Genomic DNA, 23,389 nt, shown 5'->3' on the forward strand with positions numbered 1-23,389 from the left:
CGGCCGAGCCCGAACCGGCGGCGCGCAAGGGCTTTGGCCTGAAGCCGCGCCGCGGCGGCAAGTCGAAGCTGCAGGAGCGGCTGGACAAGCAGGCCGCGCGCGACGGCTCGACCGTCAAGAAGACCTTCCTGGCCTCGGCGACGGCGGTGGCCCTGGTCGGCGGCGGCTACGGCTATCTGGCCCTGGTGAACGACGGAGGCCTGGACCTGGGCCTGCCGGGCCTGGACGGCGGTGCGTCGGACCGCGAAGCGGCGCCGATCGCCATGGCCCTGACGCCCGCCATGCCGAAGATGCAGGCCGACGAAGGGATGGCCGCCTATGACCAGGCCCTGGCCCAGATCGACGCGGGCGAGCCGGGCGGACTGGAAACGCTGAAACGCGCGGCCAATCTGGGTCATGCGCCGGCGCAGGCGCACCTGGCCTCGCTGTACCAGAACGGCGACGTCGCCCCCGTCGACCTGGCCGAAAGCCGCCGCTGGGCGCGACGGGCGGCCGAGGGCGGCGATCCGCGCGGCATGCATATCTATGCGATGGAGCTGTACGACGGCGTCGGCGGCGAACGGAATCGCGCGGAGGCGATGACCTGGCTGCAGCGCGCCGCCGAACGCGGCCTGGTGGACAGCCAGTACAATGTGGCCCGCCTTTACGAGAACGGCGACGAGGGGATTGCGCCGAACCCGACCGAGGCGCTGAAGTGGTACATGATCGCCGCGCGCGGCGGGGACCAGCCTGCGCAGGAGGCTGTCACGCGTCTGCGTCCGACGGCCAGCGCCACGGCCCAACGCGCCGCCCGCGCCGCCGCCGACGCCTTCATGGCCCAGGCGGGAGACGCGCAGGGCGCGAACGGCTGATCTTTCTCGGTCCGCGGGTGGCGACACGCCGCCTGGGCCGCTAAGAGCTTCCTCGTCGCCGCCCGGCGCCTTTCCGTTCGTTCCAGCCGAAGGCGCGTCCTTTGGATATCTACCTGCCGATCGCCGAGGTTTCGGTGAACTGGCCGACCCTGGTGATCCTGGGGGCGGTGGTCGGTTTCGTGTCCGGCCTGTTCGGCATCGGCGGCGGTTTTCTGATGGCCCCGATCCTGGTCTTTCTGGGCATTCCGCCGACGGTGGCCGTGGCCAGCCAGGCCAGCCACGTCGTCGCCTCCTCCACCTCGGGCGTCATCCGCTATTCCGGCCAGGGCGGGGTGGACTTCCGCATGGGCGCGGTGATGGCCGGCGGGGGCGCGGCCGGGGCCCTGCTGGGGGTCGAACTGTTCCGCTACCTTCGACTGCTGGGACAGGCCGATCTGGTGGTGGCCCTGTCCTATCTGGTGTTCCTGGGCGCCATCGGCTCGATGATGCTGTACGAGAGCCTCAGCGAGATCCTGCGTCGCCGCCGGGGCCTGCCCGCGCCGCGCAAGGACCGTCGGCGGCCGATGTGGCTGTACGGCCTGCCGCTCAGGATGCGCTTCCCCAAGTCCGGCCTCTACATCAGCGCCATCCCGCCCTTCGGCCTGGGGGTCTTCGCCGGGGTGCTGTCGGCCATCATGGGGGTGGGCGGCGGCTTCATCCTGGTCCCGGCCATGCTCTATGTCCTGCGGATGAAGGCCGGGGTCGTGGTCGGCACCAGCCTGTTCCAGATCATCATCACGACCGCCATCACCACCATCCTTCAGGCGGGCCGCAACCAGACCGTGGACATCGTCCTGTCGACCATCCTGCTGCTGGGCGGCGTGATCGGGGCCCAGGTCGGAGCGCGCTTCGCCGGCCGGTTCCGCGCCGAGGAGCTGCGGGCCGCGCTGGGCCTGATCGTGCTGCTGGTCGGCATGCAGATGGGGCTCGAGCTGTTCGTGCGGCCCAACGACATCTTCATGATCGCACCGGGCGTCGCGGAATGATGCAGGCGCTTCCCCCACCCCCGCCGGCGATCGAGGCTCCCGCGGTCGAAGCCCTGGCGACCGGCCGGTCCGAGGCCACGACCGGCGACCTGCGCGTGGCCGCGGCCCTGACCGACGCCCAGGTGCACGTCGATTCCGGCTTCCAGGGGGCGTCGATCGTCCTCTACGGCGCCGTCTTCAATCCCACGCCCGATCCGGCCGATGTGGTGGTGGTGGTCCGCGGGCCCGAGGCGCCGGTGCGCCTGGTTAAGAAGACGCGCAACATGGGCGTCTGGCTGAACAGCCGGCCGGTCCTGTTCGAGGGCGCGCCCGGCTTCTACATGACCGCTTCGACCCGGCCGCTGAGCGACATCGCCGACTTCGGCCAGCTGCGCCGGCTGGGGGTGGGCGTCGACCACCTGCGCATCGACGCGCCGGAAGAGAGCCGCACGGTCACCCGCTACGGCGTGCGCGACGTCGTCGTCAGCCGCCTGGGCGAGGACTATCTGGACTGGCGACGCGCGGTGATCCGCCTGAAGGAGGCGGCTCAGCTCTACGACACCGCGCCCGAGGGCGTTCAGTTCGTCGACCGCGGCCTGTTCCGCGCCGAGGTCAAGCTGCCGGCCGTAGCGCCGACCGGAAAATACTACGCCGAGGTCTGGCTGTTCCAGGACGGAGAGCCGCGCTCGGTCTCCAACCTGACCCTGACGGTGGAGAAGGTCGGGCTGGAGCGCGACATCTATGAGTTCGCCCACCGCAGCCCCTGGCTTTACGGGCTGCTCTGCGTGGTGCTGGCGGCCCTGACCGGCTACGGCGCCTCGCGCATATTCAGCCGCCGGGGATAGGCCCCGGCGACTGATCGCGTGGAAAGACCGGCGTCAGTCGCCGGTTCCGAAGCCGTCCGGCCCGCCGGCGCCGGCGGCGCCCTCTCCACCCGTGGCGGGCGCGCCCTGGCCCTTGCCGGCGTCGTTCGGCTGCACCGGGCTGTCGGGCGCGCCGCGGGTGTCGGCCTCGTCCGTGCCGGGGGCGGGCGGTCTCTGGTTGGTGTCGGTCATGATGGTTCTCCCTTGCCGGGAGCAAACGACCGCCGTCGGCGACCGTTCCGGAAAGACGCCCGGCCCTCAGCCGCCGAAGCCCAGCTCCTCGCGAAGGGCCCGCGCCGTCATCCCCCCGGCGCGCAGTTCGGCCAGGGTCACCGACCGGTCGCGCTTGGCGTAGCGGCGGCCGTCCGGTCCCGCCAGCAGGCGATGATGGCGATAGGTCGTCGCGGGCCAGCCCATCAGCGTCTGGATCAGGCGCTGGACGTGGGCCGCCTCGAACAGGTCCTGCCCCCGGATGACGTGGGTGATCCCCTGGAGGGCGTCGTCATGGGTGACCGCCAGGTGATAGGCGACGCCAGTGTCCTTGCGGGCCAGAACGACGTCGCCGGCCGCCTCGGGACGGACCGGCACCACCCCGTGTTCGCCGCCGGGGCCCTGGCCCTCCTCGACGAAGGTCAGGCCGGACCAGTCGGCTTCGCCCAGGGTCTCGCGCGCGCGGTCCAGCGAAAGCCGCCAGGCGAAGGGTCGGCCCTCCTCCAGCAGCCGCGCCTCCTCGGCGGGGGCGTGGGGACCGGGCCGGGCCGCCTCCATGACGCCATGAGGCGCATCGCCGATGGCGTCGAGAATCTCCTTCCGTGTACGGAAGCATCTGTACAGCAGGCCTCGAGACGACAGCTCGTCGATGACCGCGGCGTAGTTCGAAAGGTGAGCCGACTGGCGCCGCACCGGGGTTTCCCAGTCCAGCCCGAGCCAGGCCAGATCCTCGTGAATGGCGGCGTCGTAGGCGGGCCGGCAGCGGGTCGGGTCGATGTCCTCGATCCTCAGCAGGAAGCGTCCGCCGGCCGCCTTCGCCGCGGTCCAGGCGGTGAGCGCCGAAAAGGCGTGGCCCCGGTGCAGCCGGCCGGTGGGAGAGGGAGCGAAGCGCGTGGCGAACATCCGGCCATCCTAGCGGTTTGCGGCCGTCGGCAGGAGGCCTCCCCTTGCGGGGGCCGCGCCGCGCCGTAAGCTGGGGCATGGCCGTCGCCCCCACGCCTGCAGAAATCGCCGCCGCGCGCGAGGCGCTGGCCCTCGCCGACCCGGCGCTGGCCCTGGCTCACCGCCAGACGCCGGCGTTCGAATGGCGCCTGCGCCCCGGCGGCTACGAAGGCCTGTTCCGCATGATCGTGGAACAGCAGGTCTCGGTCGCCGCCGCCGCCTCCATCTGGGCCCGGACCGTCGAAGGCCTGGGCGGCGCGGTCACGGCCGAGGCGGTCCTGGCCTGCGACGTCGAGACCCTGCGGAGCTTCGGCCTGTCCGGCCAGAAGGCGAAGTACGGGCGCGAGATCGCCCTGGCCCAGGCGGAAGGGCGGATCGATCTGGAGCATATGCAGACCCTGTCGGACGAGGCCGCCATCGCCGCCCTGACCGCCATCAAGGGCGTCGGCAAATGGACGGCCGAGACCTATCTGATGTTCTGCGAAGGGCGACTGAACGTCTTTCCCGGCGGCGATGTGGCCCTGCAGGAGGCGATGCGCTGGGCCGACCGGGCCGAACTGCGCCCCAACGAGAAGCAGGCCTATGTTCGCGCCGAAATCTGGCGTCCATATCGCGGGGTGGCGGCGCATCTGCTGTGGGGCTGGTATGGCGGAGTCCGCCGCGGCGAGATCGCGCTGGAGGATTTGACGCCGTGACCCCCATCGACCCCGCCCTGACCGAGCCCTTGCGCGATCCCCAGACCATGCTGGCCGCGCTGGACTTCGCCGGCGTGGCGGTGTTCGCCGCCACCGGCGCCCTGGCCGCCGCGCGCGAGAAGCACGATCTGGTCACCCTGGCCTTCTTCGCCGCGATCACCGGGGTGGGCGGCGGCACCCTGCGCGACCTGCTGCTGGGCCTGCCGGTCTTCTGGGTCCAGGACTGGCGCTATATCGCCGTGTGTCTGGCCGCGGCGCTGGGCATCTGGCTGACGGGGCAGCGGGACTGGCGCTTCCGCGCCCTGCTGTGGCTCGATGCGGCGGGGCTGGGCGCCTATGGCGTCATGGGAGCGGCCAAGGCCGAGGCGATCGGCGCTGCGCCCCTGTTGTGCGTCGTCATGGGCGCCCTGACCGCCTGCTTCGGCGGGGTCGTGCGCGACCTTTTGGCCGGCCAGCCGTCGATCCTGCTGCGTCGCGAGATCACGGTCTCGGCCGCCATTCTGGCCGCCACCCTCTATATGGCCCTTCGGATGCTGGACGTGGCCTTGTGGCCGGCCGCCGCCGTCGCGGCCGTGGCCGGCTTCGCCCTGCGCGCCGGCGCGCTCCAGTGGGGATGGAGCCTGCCTGGATTTCCGGCGCGAGGCTGAGCGGGAAAGTTCGCGTCTTCGTCATGGCGGCGTCGTCGAATCGGGACTAGAGTCGAGGCTCAAGACTAGGGAAGGAGACGCGTCTTCAGTCCTGTCGCCTCCATACCCCCCGCCATGGACGGGAGGGCCTGATGCAGGTCCTCCATCGACCGCCTTCGGGCTGGCCCGCCCTTGTGCTGAACGCCGACTTCCGGCCGCTGTCCTACTACCCCCTGTCGCTCTGGCCGTGGGAGGAGGCGGTCAAGGCGGTCTATCAGGACCGCGTCGATGTCGTCTCGCGGTACGACAAGGTCGTCCGCTCGCCGTCGATGGAGATGCAGCTGCCCAGCGTGATCGCGCTGAAGAGCTATGTCGACCAGGATCGCAGCCCCGCCTTCACCCGCTTCAACGTCTTCCTTCGCGACGGCTTCGCCTGCCAATACTGCGGGCAGTCGACCGAGCTGACCTTCGACCACGTCATTCCCCGCTCCCAGGGCGGCCGCACGACCTGGGAGAACATCGTGGCCGCCTGCGGACCGTGCAACCTGACCAAGGGCGGCCGCACCCCGCGCCAGGCCATGATGCCGATCCGCCGCGCGCCCTATCGGCCCAACGCCTGGCAACTCCAGGACGCCGGCCGCCGCTTCCCGCCTCATTATCTGCACCAGAGCTGGCTCGACTACCTCTACTGGGACATCGAGCTGGAGCCCTAGGGTTCTTTCCCGGGTCCGCTCGTTCCCGCCCTCGCATGCCGTCGGCAGGGGCGAATGATCGAGTGTCTGAAACGCGGGCTCTGGGGCGCCTAAGATCGGTTGTCGCGCTCGTGGCGCTTTTCCTCGCTTGTGGCCTGTCCGGCTCCCTTCGCCTCGTCGGAATGTCCGCTGTGAAGGTCGCGCTCGCCGCCGCCGCCGGAAACCTGACTCCGCGGAGAAATGTGATCCGGCGCATCCGCGTCCTTCACCAGCGGATCGGGACGGGGTTCTGTTCGATCCTGGTGGCTGGAGCCGGGGCCTCCCCAGCGCTCCGTGTCGGCCTGCTTGTCCGCCATGGTCGTCTCCTCTTCATCCACACTTCTGCAAGCCCGGATACGGGGAGATGTTCCATACGGTTCAGGTCGGCCGGTGAGGCGGGCGTCGGCAGGGGCGAATCTCAACACGGTTTGTGTTCAGCCGCGAAGGCCGGTCTGGAATGACGATTGCAGATCATCGGTAACCGGATCGGGGTTGGCGCATTGGAGTAGCGCGTCGCGTCGGCCGCCCGGAGAGCCATGCCTGATCCCTACATCCTGATGTTGTTCGTCGTTGGGGCGCTCGTCGCATTGGTGGCGTGGCTGCCGCTGGTGTTCCGGCGCGCGCCGCTGTCGCTGCCCATCGTCTGCGTCATCCTGGGCGCCGGGCTATTCAGCCTGCCGCAGGTCGGCTTCGATCCGCTGCCGCAGACCTATCCCGAGATCACCGAGCGTCTGACCGAGTTCGTGGTGATCATCGCCCTGATGGGAGCGGGGCTGAAGATCGACCGGATTTTCCACCTGAAGCGATGGGGCGTGACCTGGCGGTTGCTGGGCGTAACCATGATGCTGTCGGTCGCGGTGATCACGCTGCTGGGCTGGAGCGTGCTGGGGTTGGGCCTGGCGGGCGCGGTCCTGCTGGCCGGGACGCTGGCGCCGACGGATCCCGTGCTCGCCTCGGACATCCAGGTGGGGGCCCCGCGCGAAGGGCGCGAGGACGAGGTGCGGTTCGGCCTGACGTCCGAGGCGGGGCTGAACGACGGCCTGGCGTTTCCATTCGTGCACATGGCCATCGCCCTGGCGCTGGTGGCTGCTGGCGAGAAGGAGGACTGGTTCGCGCAGTGGCTGACCGTCAGCGTGCTGTGGGAGATCGGTGCGGGGCTGGGGATCGGCTGGGCGGTCGGCTGGCTGTTCGGCTGGCTGACCTTCGCTATTCCCCTCAGCCCGCGACTGGCCAACACCCGCGACGGGTTCATTGTTCTGGCGGCGACCTTCATCTCATATTCGGTGACGGAGATGCTGCACTGCTACGGGTTTCTGGCGGTGTTCATCACGGCCCTGGCCTTCCGGCACGCCGACCGGGACCACGATTTTCACGTCGAGATGCACGACTTCATCGAGCAGATCGAACGGATGGCGATGATGGTCGTGCTGGTGCTCTTCGGCGGGGCGCTGGTGTCGGGTCTGCTCGCACCGCTCAGGCCGCTGGACGTTGGGGTGGCGGTGGCGATTGTCCTGGTGGTGCGGCCTCTGACCGGTATGATCGGCTTCATCGGCTTGAAGCGGCCGCTGCGCGAGAAGCTCATCATGGCCTTCTTCGGGATCCGCGGCGTGGGGTCGTTCTACTATCTGGCCTATGGGTTGAACGCCGCGCCGTTCGAGGGGGGCGACCGGCTGTGGGCTTTCGTGGGGCTGATCTGCCTGATGTCGATCATGCTGCACGGCATCACGGTCACGCCGGTCATGCGGTGGTTCGACCGCAGCCAAGGCCGCGATCCGGATGAAGCCCAGTCATCAGGCCGCGGCGCGTCGGCCTAGCTGTAGCAAGGGCGGGTGGGAAGCAAACGTCTACGCCCGTCCTGCCGCCCCGCAAGTTCGGGTGCGATTCACCAAGACGTTCGGTCTTTAAGGGGCGCGGCGCGAGGGCTGTCGCTCCGGCGCAAGCTCCGAGGCGGGCACCACTGCCTTAGCCGCTTCGAACGCACGCTGGCGGCCGTCGGTAATCGGTCCGCGCATCGGACCGTGCACGGTCCTGTGCGCGATATCCGACGTTCGGTGGCGGAACGGGAACGGGCCGCCTGGCGCCTCGTTGGCCTCCTGCAACCGGGCCCGCGCCGGAAGGCGACGGGCCGTCCTCCGATTGGCAGCGAGAGCGATCATGATCACCGACGAAGAGGCCGAAGCCGCACTGCCGCCGGGCGTCGCCAGAGGGACCGGGCCGGGCAAGACGCCGGACGACGACCGCCTGACTTCGGGCGGCGTGGGGCCTGGCGGCCAGGTCGGCCCGCAACCCGAAACCCGTAAGCTGCAGGAGCGGCCTCCCGCCGTCAATGACGCCACCCACGAAGGCCCGATCAGTTCGTCGCCCTTCACCCAGAGCCCCACCCGCGAGCATGGATCCGGCGGCGCCGCCGCGGGCCCGAAGGCGGACGACGCGGAATAGGAGAGACGACCATGGAAACCTTCCCCTGGGCCGTGGCCGTCATCGGCGGTCCGGTCCTCCTGGGTCTTGCCTTCGCCTGGGCCCAGTTCCGTTCGGCCAAGCGGGACAAGCAGATCGATCCAAACACGCCCGGCGACGACCCTTCCAAGGGGATGTGAAGCCGCCGGCGCGGAGAGGCGGGAGTTCGCGGTGGACCGGCGCCAAAGCCTCTTCTCCAGGCGTCCGTCCAGCGCCACCGCCCCGCCGGTGTGTCTGCGATCCGTCTCTCGGGCACCCGCTGACGCGCTCGCCGTTCTGGGTTCAAAGGAGCGTGTCATGCAACGGAACCGACGCCCGACCTGGCTGGTCGTCCTCGCCATCCTCATGGCTGTGTTGGTGGGCTATCTGATTGTCGGAGAGTTCTTCTGGCGCAATACGCACCTGGTCAGCGACAGCGAGGATGCGGTCGTCCAGCCGGCGGAGACGCCGCCGCCCGGCGGCTCCTTCTGACCCATGGCGCAGGAAACCCAGGACGCCCGCCCCGTTTCCGAGGCCAAGGGCTGGCTCGGCTGTCTGGTCTGGCTGGGCGCCCTGGCCGCCGCCATCGCCATCGGCGCCGCGTGGCAGGCGCATCGCGGGGTCGCCGTTCCTGCGGGCGAACCTCCGGGCCGCGTCGCCCCCTCCTCTTCCGGCGAGACGCCCGCGGCCCGACCGTGAGCGGGCGCCATAGACCCGCCGAAGGTGTCGATCACGTACGCCTGAACGCCCTGGAACCGGCGGTCGGGGGGCAGGCGGCGCCTGTCGCGTTCAGCCGAGGAGGGCCGGACCAAACCAACCGATCAGCGCCAGGACGCCGGCAAGCCCCAGAAGGACGACGCCGAACCGCCTCCAGCGCATCGCCCGTTCGATGCTCCGCACGAAAACGCCTGGGTCGGTCGGCAGCACGGCAGGTCCCTCTCGGCTGACAAGGCGAGACATCCGCGCTTTCGCGGCGGCGTCGCCCCGGCTCGCGATCGTAATACGCCGCCGCACCCAGGGTTGCCGGGGGTCCGCTTTCCGACAGAAGGACGGGTGTCGTCGTCGCGGACGCACACGTCCTCCACGGCGTTAAGAATGGACAGGGGGGGCGCCACGGAACCGGACTGGCCCGGCGGCGCTTGGCCTTTTACGGGGACGGTCCCCGCGGAGCCCCCATGCGCCTTCTCTTCGCCACCTTCGAGGGCGGCGGCCATGTGCCCGCGCCCATGCTCGTCGCGCAGGCGCTTCGGCGTCAGGGGCACGAGGTTCTTATCGTGAGCGACCGCTGCAACGCCGCAGCCGCCGCCGAAAAGGGCCTGCCTTTCCGTCCCTGGGACCGGGCGCCGGACCGCGGCGCGCTGGGTCAGGCCGACAGCGGCCTCGACGACTGGCGCACGCGCTGGCCGCCCGCTGTCATCCGGCGGCTGTGCGACGGCGTCATCGCGGCGCCCGCCCTGGCCTACGCCCTGGATGTGATGGAGATCGCGGCCGCCTTCCGGCCCGATGTGATCGTGTCGAACGAGCTGCTGTTCGGGGTGATGATGGCTGCGGAGAAGATGGCCGTGCCCCTGGCCCTGCTGACCGCCAGCGTCTGGTGTTATCCGACGCGAACGGACGTGCCGGCGTTCGGGCCCGGCTTTCCCTTGGCGGTCCGCGCTTCGGACCGATCTCGCGATCAGATCACGCGGGCGGTGATCCACCGCCTGTTCGACGCCGGCCTGGCCGATCTGAACTCGGCGCGGCGGGCGCTCGCGCTCGCGCCGCTGAGCCACGCGCTCGACCAGCTGAAGGTTGCGGACCGCGTCCTGCTGGGCGCGTCCCAAGCCTTCGACTTCGACGGTCCGGCCGCGCCGGACGGCTTCGAATACTGTGGTCCGCTGTTCGAGACGCCCGGGTGGGCGCAGGGCGCGGCGGTGCTGCCGGACAATGGACGACCCAATGTCCTGATCTCCTTCAGCACCACCTTCCAGGACCAGAAACCCGTCATGAGGCGGGCGATGAAGGCGCTGGCGCGCCTGCCTGTGAACGGCGTGGTCACGCTCGGTCCGGCGGTCGACCGGACCGGCCTGCCGAGCGCCGACAACATCCGGATTCTCTCCCACGCCTCGCACGACGTCCTCGTTCCGCAATGTGCGGCGGTGCTCTGCCATGGCGGCCACGGCACGCTGCTTCGCCCCCTGTCCCACGGCGTCCCCGTGGTCGCCCTGCCGATGGGGCGCGACCACCCCGACAACGCCGCCCGGCTGGCGTGGCTCGGCGCCGGCGTTCGGCTGTCGGAGCACGCCTCCGTCGCCGCCATTGCGCGCGCGGTGCGCACCGTCCTGGACGATCCCTCGTACCGCGCCAAGGCGGCCGCCTTCGCCGAGCGGCTGGAAGACCGCCGTCTCAGCCCCGCCCGCGCGGCCGCCAGTCTTTTGGCCATGGGCGGCCAGGCGGCGCGACGCGCCGCCTAGGCGGCGGTCCCCGCCTCGCCCTCAGGCGCGCGACCGCGCAGCGCTCGCGGAAACCCAGACCAGGGCGGCCGTCGACAGCAGAATCCCCGAGACCAGGCCGCCGATCGCGAGGAGGCCGGCCGGCGTCGCCTCGACCTTCGCCGTGAAGCGCGCCTTGCCCGCACGGGCCCTCACCGTGGCCTGGTTGCGCGGGCGCTCATCCGATCGGTTCTCCATGAGACCGTCAACCCGCCGCGACGCGCACCGTTCCGAACGCCCGGGGCCGTTCCGACGGACGGCTGGAGCCGTGCGGCGCCGCAGGGCGCGCCGACGGCAGCTCATCCGTCCAACTGCTCCATCCGGCACTGATGCGGCGCCTTGTCGGGGCGAAAGCGCAACAGACCCGTTCCGTGTCGAAACCGCTGGTCCGAGACGTGGTCGAACGACACCTCCACGACGAGTTCGGGCCGCAAGGGAACCCAGTCTGTGGAGCGATCGGTCGCCCACCGGCTGGGCCCGCCCGGCGCGCGCCCGGTGGATCCGTCCCCGCCCTTCAGCGCCTCCAGCCGCGCCGTCAGGTCAAACTTGTCCACACCGGCGAAGCCCGAGGTGAAGCCGACATGGTTGAGCCGATCCGCCTCGTCGTACAGGCCCAGAAGGAGGGAGCCGACGTGCGGGCCGCGGCTCGCATAGCGAAACCCGCCCACGACGCAGTCCGCCGACCGCAGGCGTTTCACCTTCACCATGGCCCGCTCGCCCTGCGCATAGACGCCGTCGAGACGCTTGGCCACCACCCCTTCCGGCACGCCCTCGTCAAGCCATGCCTGCGCCTGCTCAAGATCGTCCGTGCCCGGACTGGGCGTCAGACGCGCATCGCCATGGGCGCCAGTGAAGGCGATCAGCCTGTCCCGTCGATGACGCAACGGCTCGCTCCGCAGATCCCGTCCGTCGGTGTCGACGAGCATGTCGAAGACGGTGAAGGTCGCCGGCGTCTCCAGCGCCAGACGGCGAATGCGCGAGGCGGCGGGATGCAACCGCGCCTGCAGGGTCTCGAACGACCAGGCGTCGCCCTGCTGCGCCAGCAGTTCGCCGTCCAGGCCGAAGGTCGTTTCCGGAATCGCCCGAAGCCGTTCGACCACCTCGGGAAAGAAGCGATCCAGCGACTTGCCCGACTTGGCCAGCAGAGAGACCCGGTCGCCGGCCTTGAACGCCAGGCAGCGGAACCCGTCCCATTTCGGTTCGAACCACCAGCCCGCGCCCTGGGGCAGGCTGCGACTGGACTTCGCCTCCATCGGCACGGCGGAGAGGATCGGGCTCATGCGGACGCCTCGCGCATCGGCCGGCTGAGGAACGGCGATCCCGCTTCGCAGAATCGCCACGGCGTGTCCGCTCCCGCCCGAACGCCGATCCGAGGCCCTTGAGCGATCGTCGCGGGCCGGGGCGCGGCGACCAGGGTGAAGGGCGCCTGCGTCACCGGCGCGCGGTTGAGGCGACCGTCGATCGCCAACGCCTGGCAAAGCCGGCCCGGACCGGCGCATAGCTGTCGGAGGGGGGCGAGGTCGCGCCGTCGATGCATGAGGTCGACGCCCGCGGTCGGGGCCAGCGCGCGGATAAGCACCGCCGCCCCCGCGCGTTGGGCGTCGCACACGATGTTGAAACACCAGTGCAGGCCGTAGATGCGGTAGACGTAGGCGTGGCCGGGCGCTTCGAACATGGCTGCGTTGCGCGCGGTCGGCCCGTTGAAGCTGTGCGACGCCGGATCGTCCGCGTCGTACGCCTCGGTCTCGACGATCCGCCCGCCCACGCCATCGACCAGAAAGAGCGCGCCGATCAGATCGCGCGCCACGGCGGGCGCCGGGGAATGGAAGAACGCCGGGTCCATGATCGTTCAACGAATGGGGCGGGGCGGCGTTGCCCGGACGTCAACGACGCCTGAGCCAAGGCCTCGGAACCAGCGTCGAACCCGCGCTCTCCGTCGCAGGCGTCGGCGCGGTCACCCAGCGCACCCCGTCGTCCCGGCCACTTGCAGCTAGGTGCGTTTGCAGAAAATTGCATCGCGTCTGCGGCCGAATTCTCAGCAAAACTGATCTGCCGGCGTCGCTATCCGGCCCATCTTGTGAAAAGTTGCAACAAATCGAACGAGGGATGGATCGGCATATGACACCCGGCAAGGCGACATCGGCGGCGAACGAGAATGCTTCGGAGGGTGGCTTCGGCGCGCCAACTGATCGGGGAAGGCCGTCGACGATGTTCGCAAACCGACACGTCATGGCCTGCGCCGCCGTAGCGATCGCCGGCGGCCTGCTTTCCGGATGCGCCAGCGTGGCGGACGCGGCGGTCGAGCAGTGCAGCGCGCCCCCGTTCGGCGATACGCGCCTTTATCTGCGCGGGGCCATGAGCGGCTGGGCCGCCGTCGACGAATATGCGATGCGGTGGGACTGCGACGCCTATGTCGTCACCACCGAACTGCAGGGCGCTCAGGACTTCAAGATCGCCGACGCCGGCTGGAGCGGCGACTCCACCTTCGCCGGGCCAAGAGGATCGGAGCCGCAAGGGGCGTTGATTCCCACGGCGCGCCCGGACCAGGGCGGCTCCGACAATCTGCGCTATCGGTTCGACGGCTGGAGCACGCTTCGCCTTCAGTTCGAGGACGGCCGCCCCGTGCTGACGGTGGCGAAGGCCGAACCCCAGGTCGAGCCGCTTTCGGACCCGCGCGCCGAAGCCCTGCGCCACGACAGCCGCGACGTCGCCTACAAGGCTCCCTTCGGTCCGGTCGTCGACGGCGGCGCGGTGACCTTCGGCCTCGATGCGCCGGATGCGGAGCGGGCGACCCTGGTGATCGACCGGCGCCGTCTCGAGGGCAATCAGGAGGTCCTGGCCTATGACGAACTGGAGCGCGTCCCGCTGGTGCGTGGCGCGGACGGCCGCTGGACGGGTCGGCACGTCTTCGCGACGACGGGCGTCTACGGCTACTGGTTCGACGTCGAGATCGGCGGACGACGCTTCGTCTATCAGAACAACACCACGCCGATCTACTGGACGCGCGAGCGGGGCGGCAACGGGCTGGGGGTCGCCTCCGACGCGCCAGAGGATACGGGGACGGTGCGGCGGTTTCGCCTGACCGTCACGTCGCGCGACTACGCCGTGCCGTCCTGGGCGCAACAGGCGGTCTGGTACTACATCTTCCCCGAGCGGTTCCGGAACGGCGACGCCTCCAACGATCCGAAGGCGGGGCCGAACACCTTCCAGAACGGATCGGTGGAAACCCACGCCGACTGGAACGGGCGGCCCTACCGACCGGGTTCGGGCGATGGTTCGGACAATCGCGGCGGCAACGACTTCTTCGGCGGCGACCTGGCCGGGATCACCGAGAAGCTGGATCATATCGCCGCCCTGGGCGCCACGGCGCTGTACATGACGCCGATCTTCACGGCCGCCAGCAACCACAAGTACGACACCGGCGACTATCGCAACGTCGATCCCGCCTTCGGCACGAACGCCGAGTTCGAGCGGCTGACGCGCGAGGCGGCCGAACGCGGCATCCGCGTGGTGGTGGACGTCTCGTTCAACCATACCGGCCGTGACAGCCTGTATTTCGATCGCTTCGCCAAGCATCCGGGCGTCGGGGCGCTGGAGGGGGGCGAGGTGCGCACCGACAGCCCCTACGCCGACTGGTATCGCCTGGACGCCTCGCAGGCCGACCCCGACGACCGCTACACCGGCTGGACCGGGGCGCGCGATCTGCCGGAACTGAACGAGGCGTCGTCGTCCTTCCGATCGTTCGCCTATGGCGCGCCGGATTCGGTGACCGCCCTGTGGCTGGATCGCGGGGCCTCCGGCTGGCGGATGGATGTGGCGCCCTGGGTGCCCGATGACTTCTGGCGGGGATGGCGCCAGGCGGTGAAGGCCAAGGACCCCGAGGCGGTGACCATCGCCGAAACCTGGTTCGACTCGTCCAAATACTTCCTGGGCGACGCCTTCGACGGAACGATGAACTATATCTTCCGCGACACGGCGCTGAACATCGCCTCCGGCAGCGATGTCGCCGGCGCCTATCGCAACATCGAGCTGATGCGCGAGCTCTATCCCGCCCAGGCCTGGCGCGCGTCGATGAACCTGCTGTCCACCCACGACACCGCACGCAGCCTATGGCTGCTGGGCGATCGGGGCGACGACCCGGCGGCGACGGCGCTGGCGCGCCGCCGCTATCGCCTGGCGGTGCTGATGCAGGTCGCCTGGCCGGGCGCCCCGACCGTCTTCTATGGCGACGAGGTCGGGGTGACGGGGGGCGAGGATCCCGACAACCGCAGACCCTTCCCCTGGGCGGACACCGGCGGCGATCCGGACATGACCATGTACGCCGAGATGCGCGAACTGATCGCGCTGCGCCGTCAGCATCCGATCCTGGCCATGGGCGAAGTGGGGGCGCCACTCTACACGGACGCCCATGTCGTCGTCGCGCCCCGGACGCTGAAGGACGAGGTCGCCCTGGTCGCGGTGAACAATTCCGAGACGGAGCGAACGGTTCAGATCGATGTGCCGCCGGCGCTGCGCGGTCGCGCCTATGTCGACGCCCTGACGGGCGCGCGGATTGAGGCCGGCGCGACGATGCGCCTGACCCTGCCGCCGTTGTTCGGCCTTGTCCTGATGTCGGGCGGCGTCTGAGACGGCGTTCGGCGGCGGCGGCCTAGCAGGTCGCCGCCGATCCGACCGCGCTAGCCTCCGTCGCCCGCTGCGATGGTCGGGCTCGCATCACGCTCGCCCTTTCAGCGCGCGCCGCACAGCCTTGCGAGGAAGTCGGCGTGGGACGGCAGTTCGTCGACCCTTGAGCGGATCGCCTGACGAATCCGGACCAGCGTGGCGGCCAGCTCCGCGTCCGGCATGGCGTCGGCGAGGGGGTGATAGCCTTCGGGCGTCAGGCCCTGGCCGTACAGGACGGGAAACCAGTTGCTCTCGCGAAACAGCTCGTGGTTCTCGACCATGACTTCGCCGCGGGCGCGAAAGTTGTCCAGGCGGGCCTGGACCGTGTCCGGCGTCGGCATGTCCCGGCAGTGTCGCCAGAACGCCGTGTCGTCGCGCTGGCTGACCTTGTAGTGGGCGATGATGAAGTCGCGCACGCTTTCGTACTGGCTGTCCATGAAGGCGTTGAACAGGCCGGCCATGCGCGTATCGGCCACGGTCGCGGGGAACAGGGCCAGAAGCTTGGATATGGCGGCCTGGATCAGGTGGATGCTGGTGGATTCGAGCGGCTCCAGAAAACCGCTGGCCAGACCCAGGGCGACGCAGTTGCCGACCCAGCTCTTGCGCCGCCGACCGGTGGTGAAGCGCAGGACGCGCGGCTCGCCCTGCGCTCGGCCGTCCAGCGACGCCATCAGGTCGCGGGTCGCCTGGTCCTCGCTGATGAAGGCGTCGCTAAAGACATAGCCGTTGCCGGTGCGGTGCTGCAGCGGAATCCGCCACTGCCATCCGGCGTCGCGCGCGGTCGAACGGGTGTAGGGCGTCAGCGGGTCGACACGCTCGGACGGGACGGCCACGGCGCGATTGGCGGGAAGCCAGTGCGTCCAGTCGTCATAGCCGGCCTTCAGCGCGCCCTCGATCAGCAGGCCGGTGAAGCCCGAGCAGTCGATGAAGAAATCGCCCCCGACCGTGCGGCCGTCCTGCAGCTGCACCGATCGGATCAGGCCGCTTTCGCCATTCTGGTCGACGGCGACGATCCGGCCCTCGCGCCGGACCACGCCCAGCCGCTCCGCATAGGCGCGCAGCTGTGCGGCGTAGAGCGAGGCGTCGAAATGGTAGGCGTAGTTGATGCGGGGCAGGCCCGGTGACGGCGGGACCCGGCCGAAACGGTTCAGCCGCATGGCCTCCCCTTCGGCGATGAACAGGTGGTTGTCCGGATCGCCGCCCGCCTTCAGCGCGCGCAGCCAGTAGTGGCTGAAGGCGACGCCGTTCATGTCCGGTCCGAACAGGCCGAACGGGTGCATGTAGACCTTGTCCCGGCGGCCCCAGCCGACGAACTGGATGCCCAGTTTGTAGGAGCCCTGGGTTTCGCGCAGGAAATCCGCCTCGTCTATGCCCAGCAGCTTGTTGAACAGCTGGATCGGCGGGATGGTCGCCTCGCCCACGCCGACGGTCCCGATGGATTCAGATTCGACCACGGTGATCGATCGCTCGCGGGTCCCCGCGACCTTGGCCAGGGCGGCGGCGGCCATCCAGCCGGCCGTGCCGCCACCGACGATGACAATGTCGCGGACGGGATCGGACGGCGTCATCGCGGGGCGCGCCTGAAGGCGTCGGCGGGCGGCAGGGCCCGCACCTCCTCGGCGATCCGCGCCAGAAGAGCCCGGAACTTGCCCCTCTGTTCATCGGCCGGCACGCGATCCACCAGCGGATCGTGAGTCGCGGGCGTCAGGCCGTGGCCCAGGAGCACGGCGGACCAGTTCTGCTCCTGAAAGGTCTCGTTCTCGGTCAGCAGGGAAAGGCCGCGCGCGCCGAACAGGCGAAGGCGTGCGGCCAGGGAAGGGGGCAGGTCGACGCCGCGCGCCTGCGCCCAGAACGGCTCGCTTCGGCCGTTCAGAGCGTAGTGAGCCAGCTGAAAATCGCGCACGTGATTGAGGTGATCGGTGATCCCGGCATTGAAGGCCTCGGCCTCGGGCATGTGGTCCGCATCGACCGGGAACAGGGCGATCAGGTGCGTCAGGCCGATGTGAAGGGCGTGCAGATCCGTGGCGTCCAGCCGTTCCAGCACCGCGGCGGCGCCCCCCAGCGCCACGCAGTTGCCGATCCATGCGGTTCTCATGCCCGGTTCAGCGGCGCCGAAGGCCACGTCCGCGATCTGGGGCGCGCCGGTGATCTGCGGCAGTCGCGCCAGGACGGCGTCGTCGCCGAGGCTTGCGGAGTCATAGGCGGCGACGATGGCGGTGCGCCTCGCCAGGGGGAACAGCCCGGCCCATCCGCCCTCGAAGGCGACGATGCGGCTGTGGCCCGGCAGGGCGGGCAGGGCGGGCGCGGATGCGGTCAGCGTCCGGTTCGCCCCGAACCAGCCGCGCCAGGACGTGAAGGGCGCCCCTGGATCGCTCAGGATCGCCTCGGGCCCCGAGGCGTCGATGAAAAGGTCTGCCGCGACCGACGCGCCGTCGCCCAGCCTCAGTTCGACGATCCGCTCGCCGTCGCGCCGGATCGTCTCGACGCCGCCGGGCGTCACCTCCACGCCCAGGTGAAGGGCGTGGCGCCGGATCAGGTCCACATAGGCGCGGGCGTCCAGGTGGAGGCCGGCGGCGACCGGGATCGTCTCCTCGATCCCGTCGGGCGCAAGGGCGGAGCGGCCCTGCCGCGCGGCGGCGGCGGCCAGGGAGAAGTCGTCCCAGTTCACCCGCAGGCCTTCGCCGCGCGCCTTCACCCAGAACTGCAGGAAGTCGATGTCCTCGATGGCCACGCGCTGGGTGTCATAGCCGTGGGTGAAGGCCGGCTGGCCAGGGTTCCAGTCCGCGAACTGCTGGCCCAGCGCCGGGGCGCCGCCCGTCGCCGCCAGCAGCTTGCCCGAGTTCAGCCCAAGCAGAGCATGCAGTCCGCCCAGCGACGGTGTCGCGACATAGACGTCGGCCGCCGTGAGACGGCTGGTCAGTTCGACCACCCGGATGCGCATGGCGGTGCGGGCGAAGGCTCGCTTCAGGGCCAGCGCGGCCAGCCAGGCGTCCGCGTCCCGGCCCACGATCGCCACCTCGCCCACGGACCGGCTCATGCGGCGCCGCCGGCGCGCAGGGGCTCTGAGCCCTCGCAATAATCCCGCACGAACTGCGCGTGCGTCGGCATGGCGTCAACGCGCCGGGAAATGGAGTCCCGCACCGCCTCCATTTCCGCCAGCACGTCCTCAAGCGGCAGATTGTCCGCCATCGGATGATAGGCCTGGGGCAGGACGCCCTGGCCGAGGAAGACGCTGAGCCAGCTGGGGGCCGAGAACAGGCCGTGGCGGTACTGGGGCACGTGACCCCGATGCCGGAACAGGGCCATCTTTTCCTTCAGACTGTCGGGAACGTCCATTTCCCGGCAATGCCGCCACAGCGCGGAATCCGTCCGGGTGTTGGCGTGGTAATGCAGGATCAGGAAGTCCCGCACCCGGTCGTACTCATTGTCGACGGCGCGGTTGAAGGCATCGGCCAGGGCCGGGTCGATCCGGGCTTCGGGGAAGTTCCGAAGCAGCGTCATCACCGCGACCTGGGTAAGATGGATGCTGGTCGACTCCAGCGGCTCCAGAAAGCCGCTGGCCAGGCCGATGGCGATGCAGTTCTTCGTCCACGACGCCGTCCGCCGCCCGGAGCGGAAGCGGATCGGTTTGGGCTCGGCCAGGGCCGGCGCGTCCAGAGCGCCCATCAGCCGGGCGGCCGCCTCGTCGTCGCTGATGAAGGCGCTGGAATAGACATAGCCGTTGCCGGTGCGGTGCTGCAGCGGGATCCGCCACTGCCAGCCCGCCTCCAGCGCCGTCGAGCGGGTGTAGGGCGCCAGGTCGCCGACGCGCTCGGTCGGCACAGCCAGCGCCCGGTCGCACGGCAGCCAGCGGGTCCAGTCCTCGAATGGGCCTTTCAGGGCCTGATCGATCAGCAGGCCGCGGAAGCCGGAACAGTCGATGAACAGGTCGCCCTTGACCGTCTCACCGGACTCCAGCCGCAGGTTGGCGATGTTTTCTGTCAACGGATCCAAGGCGACAGACTGAACCTGGCCCTCGGTGCGCACCAGCCCGCGCACCTCGGCGAACGTCCGCAGATACTGCGCATAAAGGCCGGCGTCGAAATGATACGCGTAGTTGTAGGTCGAGTTGATCGCTTCCACGTCGTCGACTGGAAAGTCGAAGCGGTTCCGACGACTGGCCACGATGGCGTAGGAGTAATCCTCGATGTTCGAGGCGTGTCCCGCCAGCTTGGCGCGCGTCCACATGTGGTGGAAGGCCACGCCGCCCATGGCGCGGCCGTGCGCGCCGAACGGGTGGATGTAGGACGAGCCGACGAAGCCCCAGTCCCGGAACTCGATGCCCAGTTTGAAGGTGGCGTTGGTTCGCCGCATCATCTCGGACTCGACGATGCCGACCAAGTCGTTGAATTCGCGCATCTGCGGCAGGGTGGCTTCGCCCACGCCGACCGTGCCGATGGCGTCGGACTCGATCAGCCTCACCGTGCATTGCGTCCGCTTCAGCACGCCCGAAAGGGCCGCGCCGGTCATCCAGCCGGCCGTCCCGCCGCCGACGATCACGACTTCAAGAGGCCTGTTCACGACCACTCCCAGGAACTGAAGGAAAAGGCGCGTCGCCGGTCGGCGACGCGCCCTTCGATCCTCGCAGACCTCAGTAGCGGAAGCGCAGCCCCAGGACGAGCCTGCGGTCGGCCTTCACCCAGGCGTTCGGCGTCAGGACGCCGCCGTCATCCGCGTCGGTGACCTGCTGGTACAGCTTCGTCTCCGTCGACAGCAGATTGCTGCCTTGCAGGCTCAGCTCCAGGCGGTCGTTCAGACGATAGCGGATCGAACCGTCCAGGAAGCCGGCGGAGTCCTGCCAGATCGGCAGGAAGACGCAGCAGTCCACGGCGGCGATCAGGAACTCCGAGCGCCAGTTGTAGGCCAGTCGAACCGCCCACGGTCCCCGCTCGTACATGCCGACCAGGTTGTAGGTGTGCTCGGACAGGCCCTCCAGCTTGTCGACCTGAAGGACGGTGCCGTTGCTGCCGGGCTGAGCGGTTTCGCCGCCGCCGGAGCCGGTGGCCACCTTCAGATTGGTGTTGGTGATGCCCTGGTTGTCGATCCAGGTGTAGTTGGCCTGGACGCCCAGTCCCGCCCACGGTCCGGGCAGGAAGTCGAAGAAGCGCTGGAAGCCGAACTCGACGCCCTGAACCTCCGCGCCGTCGCCGTTCATCGGGCCGCGCACCTGAACGGTGCGGGTGACGCCGTTGTTGGTGACGTCCAGCTCATAGCCGCCGTACTGAATGTAGTCGTTGTACTTCTTGTAGAAGGCCGTGACCGTGAAGGCGCCCACCTGCGCGAAGTAGTGTTCCAGCGCGATGTCGAACTGGTCCGCCGTCATCGGCTTCAGATAGGGGTTGTAGGCGTTGGCCGTGTAGGTCGGGTTCACGCCCGAGATTTCGCCGGCGCTGTTGCGGACATAGCGCGGATCGGTCGGGTCGTTGCCCGGCAGCGAGGTCGAGAGCTCGACATAGTTCTTCATCAGGCCAATGTCCGGCCGCGCCATGGCGCGCGACGCGGCGAAGCGCAGCACCCAGTCGGGCGCCAGATCGACCCGAAGGTTGAAGCTGGGCAGCCAGTTCCGATGCTTGGCCTCCGCCGTGCTTTGCAGTCCGCCGCCAGAGTTGAAGGCGATGTCGTCCGGCGACAGATAGCAGCCGATCGAGCCCGGAACGCCGATCGGCGCGCCCGGGATCGGAACCACGGGCTGGCACTCGATCGTGCTGGGCGAGAAGGGGATCGGATAGGACAGCGAACCGGTGCTGGTGTTGTCGGTCTCCACGTAACGAACGCCGATGTTGCCCGAGACGGACATGTTCCCGATCAGCGCGTCCGGGCCGCCGAAACGCAGCATGACATAGGCGGCGCGGGTCTCTTCCTCGACGTCGTTCAGCTCGTTCGGGCGGAAGCAGCCTTCGGTCTCGCCCGGTCGCGAGCAGATCGGGCGCCACTGGTCCTGGCCGACGCCGATGTTGTCGTAGCTGAGCAGGTCGATGGCGTGATCGGCCAGCCGATCCATGTCGAAGAAGACGTACTCGCCGCGCGTGCCGAAGAAGTCGCTGCCGAAGGAGCGAACGTCATAGAGGCCTTCCGGATAGCCGGTGAAGGCGCCGTTGGGCGCGGTCCGGTCGATGTTCCAGTAGGCGGCCTGGCCGCTGCCCAGGTTCCAGTTGTTGGCGATGTTGCCCCAGTTGAAGCCGCTGTAGCGGACCGTCTGCTGGCGGTCGGCGTAGCGCACGCCCACGCGCAGGGAGTCGAACCAGGAAGAGCCGAGGTCGTACTCGACGTCCGCACGCAGGGCCAGCTCGTTGCCGTCGCTGTCCTCGATGTGGTCCATCGCATGGTTGTAGCGATAGTTGTTGGGGTTCGAGAGCCCGCCGGCCGACTGATTGATGTTCGTCGGCGCGCCCAGGGTCATGCGGGGCCGGTCGCCGGTGGCGTCCAGCGTCAGGTCCGCGAAGCTGTATTGGCCGACCTCGACGTCATAGGCGTTGACGGTGGAGTCGACATACTGGACGTCGAAGTCCGCGCGCAGACGGTCGCTGACCTCCCACTTGAAGTGGATGGCCGCGTCCTGCGTCATGTTCTCGAGCTGGTTGAACCGCGTCACCGCGTTCAGGTCGCCGCCCCGGACGGGGTTGGTGCACTCGGGCTGCCAGTTGTAGCAGGGATGCATCATCGCCTGCCCTTGGTCGTTGACGGCGATCTGGGCCGACTCGGCGTCGCTGGCGCCCCACCAGAAGGTGTCGGTCTGCTGGACCAGCAGGGTGCCGTTCTGGAAGTTGCCGTCCGAGTCGAACACGAAGTCCGCGCCGCCGGCGCCGGGCGACGGAATCCACGTCGAGCGCGCGCCGCCCGGCGTATAGGTGAAGTCCACCGGCAGGGCGAACATGTCGGCGTTGTAGGAAATGATCCCACGCTCGCGCCATTCATTGGTGAAGTCGGACCGGTTGTACTGGCCCGTGACCTCGAACCGGCCGTCGTTGCTGCGCCACTGGCCCGCCAGGGCCACGCCGTTGCGCTCGCGATCATATTCCGTGTCGCGGTTGGCGACGCTGGACGGAATGTATTGGGTGCCGGGGCCGAAGACCTCCTCGAACACGCCCATGCGGCCGTACTGGATGGTCTCCGACTGGGTCGTGACGTTGGAGTAGGCGAAGTTGGCCAGGAAGCCGAACTCGCCCACGGAGGTGTCCCAGCGGTTGCTGTAGATCAGCGACGCTTCGGGCGTGTAGTTCTTCGACAGGTCGCCGTAGTTGACCGTCGCGGACATCTGGATCAGTTCGCCCGGCGCGTCGAACGGCACGCGGGTGCGCAGGTTGATGGTGCCCGCGATCCCGCCCTCGATCATCTCGGCGGTCTGGTTCTTGTAGACGTCGACGCCCTGCATCAGCTCGGGCGAGATGTCGCCCCAGCTCAGGCCGCGCGACGAGTTGGCGCTGAAGGTGTCGCGGCCGTTGTACTCGGAGCGGACCTGCTGAAGGCCGCGCACCAGAACGCCGGACGGTTCGGCGCCGTAGTGCGAGGTGTCGTCGCTGGCGGCGAAGCGGTTGACGGTGATCCCGGGCACGCGTTGCAGCGCCTCGGCCACCGACTTGTCGGGGAAGGCGCCGATGTCGGTCGCGGTGATCGAGTCGACAACCGTTTCGGCGTTGCGGCGGATGTTCTGCGAGGTCTGAAGGGCGCGGCGCGTGCCCGTCACGATGACGTCGGACACCTCGGCCGTCTCGTCGTCGGCGGGCGGAACGGCGGCGTCCTGCGCCAGGGCGATCGAGGGCGCGGCGAACGCGGCCAGCGCGCCCAGGGCGATCAAGGACACGCCGGCCTTCCAGCCGAGCGTCTTGTGTTTGAATGTCTTCATGCCATCGCCTCCAACG

24 protein-coding genes are annotated in these 23,389 nt (G+C 69.3%); 13 read left to right on the top strand and 11 right to left on the bottom strand.

Annotated features, from left to right (window positions below; all coding sequences use genetic code 11):
• The 3 genes from ACE3PU_RS11085 to ACE3PU_RS11095 form a co-directional block, all read left to right on the top strand.
• On the top strand, window positions 1-851 hold an 851-nt coding region (locus ACE3PU_RS11085; RefSeq protein ID WP_374389696.1), incomplete at its 5' end, for a tetratricopeptide repeat protein.
• Window positions 852-952: 101 nt separating this feature from the next.
• On the top strand, window positions 953-1,876 hold the full coding sequence (locus tag ACE3PU_RS11090) for a sulfite exporter TauE/SafE family protein (RefSeq protein WP_374389698.1): 924 nt from the start codon (window positions 953-955) through the stop codon (window positions 1,874-1,876).
• Window positions 1,876-2,700, top strand: coding sequence for a TIGR02186 family protein (locus ACE3PU_RS11095; protein ID WP_374389700.1), 825 nt, complete (start codon window positions 1,876-1,878; stop codon window positions 2,698-2,700). The genes ACE3PU_RS11090 and ACE3PU_RS11095 overlap by 1 nt, the downstream gene beginning before the upstream one ends.
• A gap of 33 nt (window positions 2,701-2,733) precedes the next feature.
• Here ACE3PU_RS11095 and ACE3PU_RS11100 read toward each other — a convergent pair whose 3' ends face one another.
• Complete coding sequence (locus ACE3PU_RS11100; protein WP_374389702.1) at window positions 2,734-2,910, bottom strand: hypothetical protein; 177 nt, start codon at window positions 2,908-2,910, stop codon at window positions 2,734-2,736.
• Window positions 2,911-2,976: 66 nt separating this feature from the next.
• Window positions 2,977-3,831: a tRNA glutamyl-Q(34) synthetase GluQRS gene (gene gluQRS / locus ACE3PU_RS11105; protein ID WP_374389704.1), complete on the bottom strand. Its 855-nt coding sequence runs from the start codon at window positions 3,829-3,831 to the stop codon at window positions 2,977-2,979.
• A 77-nt stretch (window positions 3,832-3,908) separates the two neighbouring features.
• Here gluQRS and ACE3PU_RS11110 point away from each other — a divergent pair, with 77 nt between their 5' ends.
• From ACE3PU_RS11110 to ACE3PU_RS11120, 3 genes are all read left to right on the top strand, one after another.
• Window positions 3,909-4,565: a DNA-3-methyladenine glycosylase gene (locus tag ACE3PU_RS11110; RefSeq protein WP_374389706.1), complete on the top strand. Its 657-nt coding sequence runs from the start codon at window positions 3,909-3,911 to the stop codon at window positions 4,563-4,565.
• Window positions 4,566-4,612: 47 nt separating this feature from the next.
• The gene (locus ACE3PU_RS11115; protein WP_374389796.1) at window positions 4,613-5,212 is read left to right on the top strand and encodes a trimeric intracellular cation channel family protein; all 600 of its coding nucleotides are present in this window, start codon (window positions 4,613-4,615) and stop codon (window positions 5,210-5,212) included.
• A 131-nt stretch (window positions 5,213-5,343) separates the two neighbouring features.
• Complete coding sequence (locus ACE3PU_RS11120) at window positions 5,344-5,904, top strand: HNH endonuclease (protein WP_374389708.1); 561 nt, start codon at window positions 5,344-5,346, stop codon at window positions 5,902-5,904.
• An 89-nt stretch (window positions 5,905-5,993) separates the two neighbouring features.
• Here ACE3PU_RS11120 and ACE3PU_RS11125 read toward each other — a convergent pair whose 3' ends face one another.
• Window positions 5,994-6,239, bottom strand: coding sequence for a hypothetical protein (locus tag ACE3PU_RS11125; protein ID WP_374389710.1), 246 nt, complete (start codon window positions 6,237-6,239; stop codon window positions 5,994-5,996).
• A 219-nt stretch (window positions 6,240-6,458) separates the two neighbouring features.
• On the opposite strand from ACE3PU_RS11125, the gene ACE3PU_RS11130 reads away from it, so the two are divergent.
• From ACE3PU_RS11130 to ACE3PU_RS11150, 5 genes are all read left to right on the top strand, one after another.
• Complete coding sequence (locus tag ACE3PU_RS11130) at window positions 6,459-7,736, top strand: cation:proton antiporter (RefSeq protein ID WP_374389712.1); 1,278 nt, start codon at window positions 6,459-6,461, stop codon at window positions 7,734-7,736.
• A gap of 340 nt (window positions 7,737-8,076) precedes the next feature.
• On the top strand, window positions 8,077-8,361 hold the full coding sequence (locus ACE3PU_RS11135) for a hypothetical protein (protein ID WP_374389714.1): 285 nt from the start codon (window positions 8,077-8,079) through the stop codon (window positions 8,359-8,361).
• An 11-nt stretch (window positions 8,362-8,372) separates the two neighbouring features.
• Window positions 8,373-8,519 carry a hypothetical protein gene (locus ACE3PU_RS11140; RefSeq protein WP_374389716.1) on the top strand — a complete coding sequence of 49 codons (147 nt, stop codon included), beginning with the start codon at window positions 8,373-8,375 and terminating at the stop codon, window positions 8,517-8,519.
• Between the two features lie 157 nt (window positions 8,520-8,676).
• Complete coding sequence (locus ACE3PU_RS11145) at window positions 8,677-8,850, top strand: hypothetical protein (RefSeq protein ID WP_374389718.1); 174 nt, start codon at window positions 8,677-8,679, stop codon at window positions 8,848-8,850.
• Between the two features lie 3 nt (window positions 8,851-8,853).
• On the top strand, window positions 8,854-9,057 hold the full coding sequence (locus tag ACE3PU_RS11150) for a hypothetical protein (protein WP_374389720.1): 204 nt from the start codon (window positions 8,854-8,856) through the stop codon (window positions 9,055-9,057).
• Between the two features lie 90 nt (window positions 9,058-9,147).
• Here ACE3PU_RS11150 and ACE3PU_RS11155 read toward each other — a convergent pair whose 3' ends face one another.
• Window positions 9,148-9,285: a hypothetical protein gene (locus ACE3PU_RS11155; protein ID WP_374389722.1), complete on the bottom strand. Its 138-nt coding sequence runs from the start codon at window positions 9,283-9,285 to the stop codon at window positions 9,148-9,150.
• 248 nt (window positions 9,286-9,533) lie between these two features.
• Here ACE3PU_RS11155 and ACE3PU_RS11160 point away from each other — a divergent pair, with 248 nt between their 5' ends.
• Complete coding sequence (locus ACE3PU_RS11160; protein WP_374389724.1) at window positions 9,534-10,811, top strand: glycosyltransferase; 1,278 nt, start codon at window positions 9,534-9,536, stop codon at window positions 10,809-10,811.
• A gap of 21 nt (window positions 10,812-10,832) precedes the next feature.
• Here the strand turns inward: ACE3PU_RS11160 and ACE3PU_RS11165 are convergent, their stop codons facing one another.
• The 3 genes from ACE3PU_RS11165 to ACE3PU_RS11175 all read right to left on the bottom strand — a co-directional run bounded on the left by ACE3PU_RS11165 (window position 10,833) and on the right by ACE3PU_RS11175 (window position 12,672).
• On the bottom strand, window positions 10,833-11,027 hold the full coding sequence (locus ACE3PU_RS11165) for a hypothetical protein (protein ID WP_374389726.1): 195 nt from the start codon (window positions 11,025-11,027) through the stop codon (window positions 10,833-10,835).
• A gap of 101 nt (window positions 11,028-11,128) precedes the next feature.
• Window positions 11,129-12,109: an ATP-dependent DNA ligase gene (locus ACE3PU_RS11170; protein WP_374389728.1), complete on the bottom strand. Its 981-nt coding sequence runs from the start codon at window positions 12,107-12,109 to the stop codon at window positions 11,129-11,131.
• On the bottom strand, window positions 12,106-12,672 hold the full coding sequence (locus tag ACE3PU_RS11175; RefSeq protein WP_374389730.1) for a DNA-3-methyladenine glycosylase: 567 nt from the start codon (window positions 12,670-12,672) through the stop codon (window positions 12,106-12,108). Before ACE3PU_RS11175 ends, ACE3PU_RS11170 begins: the two co-directional genes overlap by 4 nt.
• Window positions 12,673-13,058: 386 nt before the next feature.
• On the opposite strand from ACE3PU_RS11175, the gene ACE3PU_RS11180 reads away from it, so the two are divergent.
• Window positions 13,059-15,455 carry an alpha-amylase family glycosyl hydrolase gene (locus tag ACE3PU_RS11180; RefSeq protein ID WP_374389732.1) on the top strand — a complete coding sequence of 799 codons (2,397 nt, stop codon included), beginning with the start codon at window positions 13,059-13,061 and terminating at the stop codon, window positions 15,453-15,455.
• Window positions 15,456-15,556: 101 nt separating this feature from the next.
• Here the strand turns inward: ACE3PU_RS11180 and ACE3PU_RS11185 are convergent, their stop codons facing one another.
• From ACE3PU_RS11185 to ACE3PU_RS11200, 4 genes are all read right to left on the bottom strand, one after another.
• On the bottom strand, window positions 15,557-17,059 hold the full coding sequence (locus tag ACE3PU_RS11185; protein WP_374389734.1) for a tryptophan halogenase family protein: 1,503 nt from the start codon (window positions 17,057-17,059) through the stop codon (window positions 15,557-15,559).
• Window positions 17,056-18,528: a tryptophan 7-halogenase gene (locus ACE3PU_RS11190; protein ID WP_374389736.1), complete on the bottom strand. Its 1,473-nt coding sequence runs from the start codon at window positions 18,526-18,528 to the stop codon at window positions 17,056-17,058. Before ACE3PU_RS11190 ends, ACE3PU_RS11185 begins: the two co-directional genes overlap by 4 nt.
• The gene (locus tag ACE3PU_RS11195) at window positions 18,525-20,051 is read right to left on the bottom strand and encodes a tryptophan halogenase family protein (protein WP_374389738.1); all 1,527 of its coding nucleotides are present in this window, start codon (window positions 20,049-20,051) and stop codon (window positions 18,525-18,527) included. Before ACE3PU_RS11195 ends, ACE3PU_RS11190 begins: the two co-directional genes overlap by 4 nt.
• Before the next feature lie 70 nt (window positions 20,052-20,121).
• On the bottom strand, window positions 20,122-23,373 hold the full coding sequence (locus ACE3PU_RS11200) for a TonB-dependent receptor (protein ID WP_374389740.1): 3,252 nt from the start codon (window positions 23,371-23,373) through the stop codon (window positions 20,122-20,124).
• Window positions 23,374-23,389: the final 16 nt, after the last annotated feature.

The organism is Brevundimonas sp., assembly GCF_041911375.1.
GTDB lineage: Bacteria > Pseudomonadota > Alphaproteobacteria > Caulobacterales > Caulobacteraceae > Brevundimonas.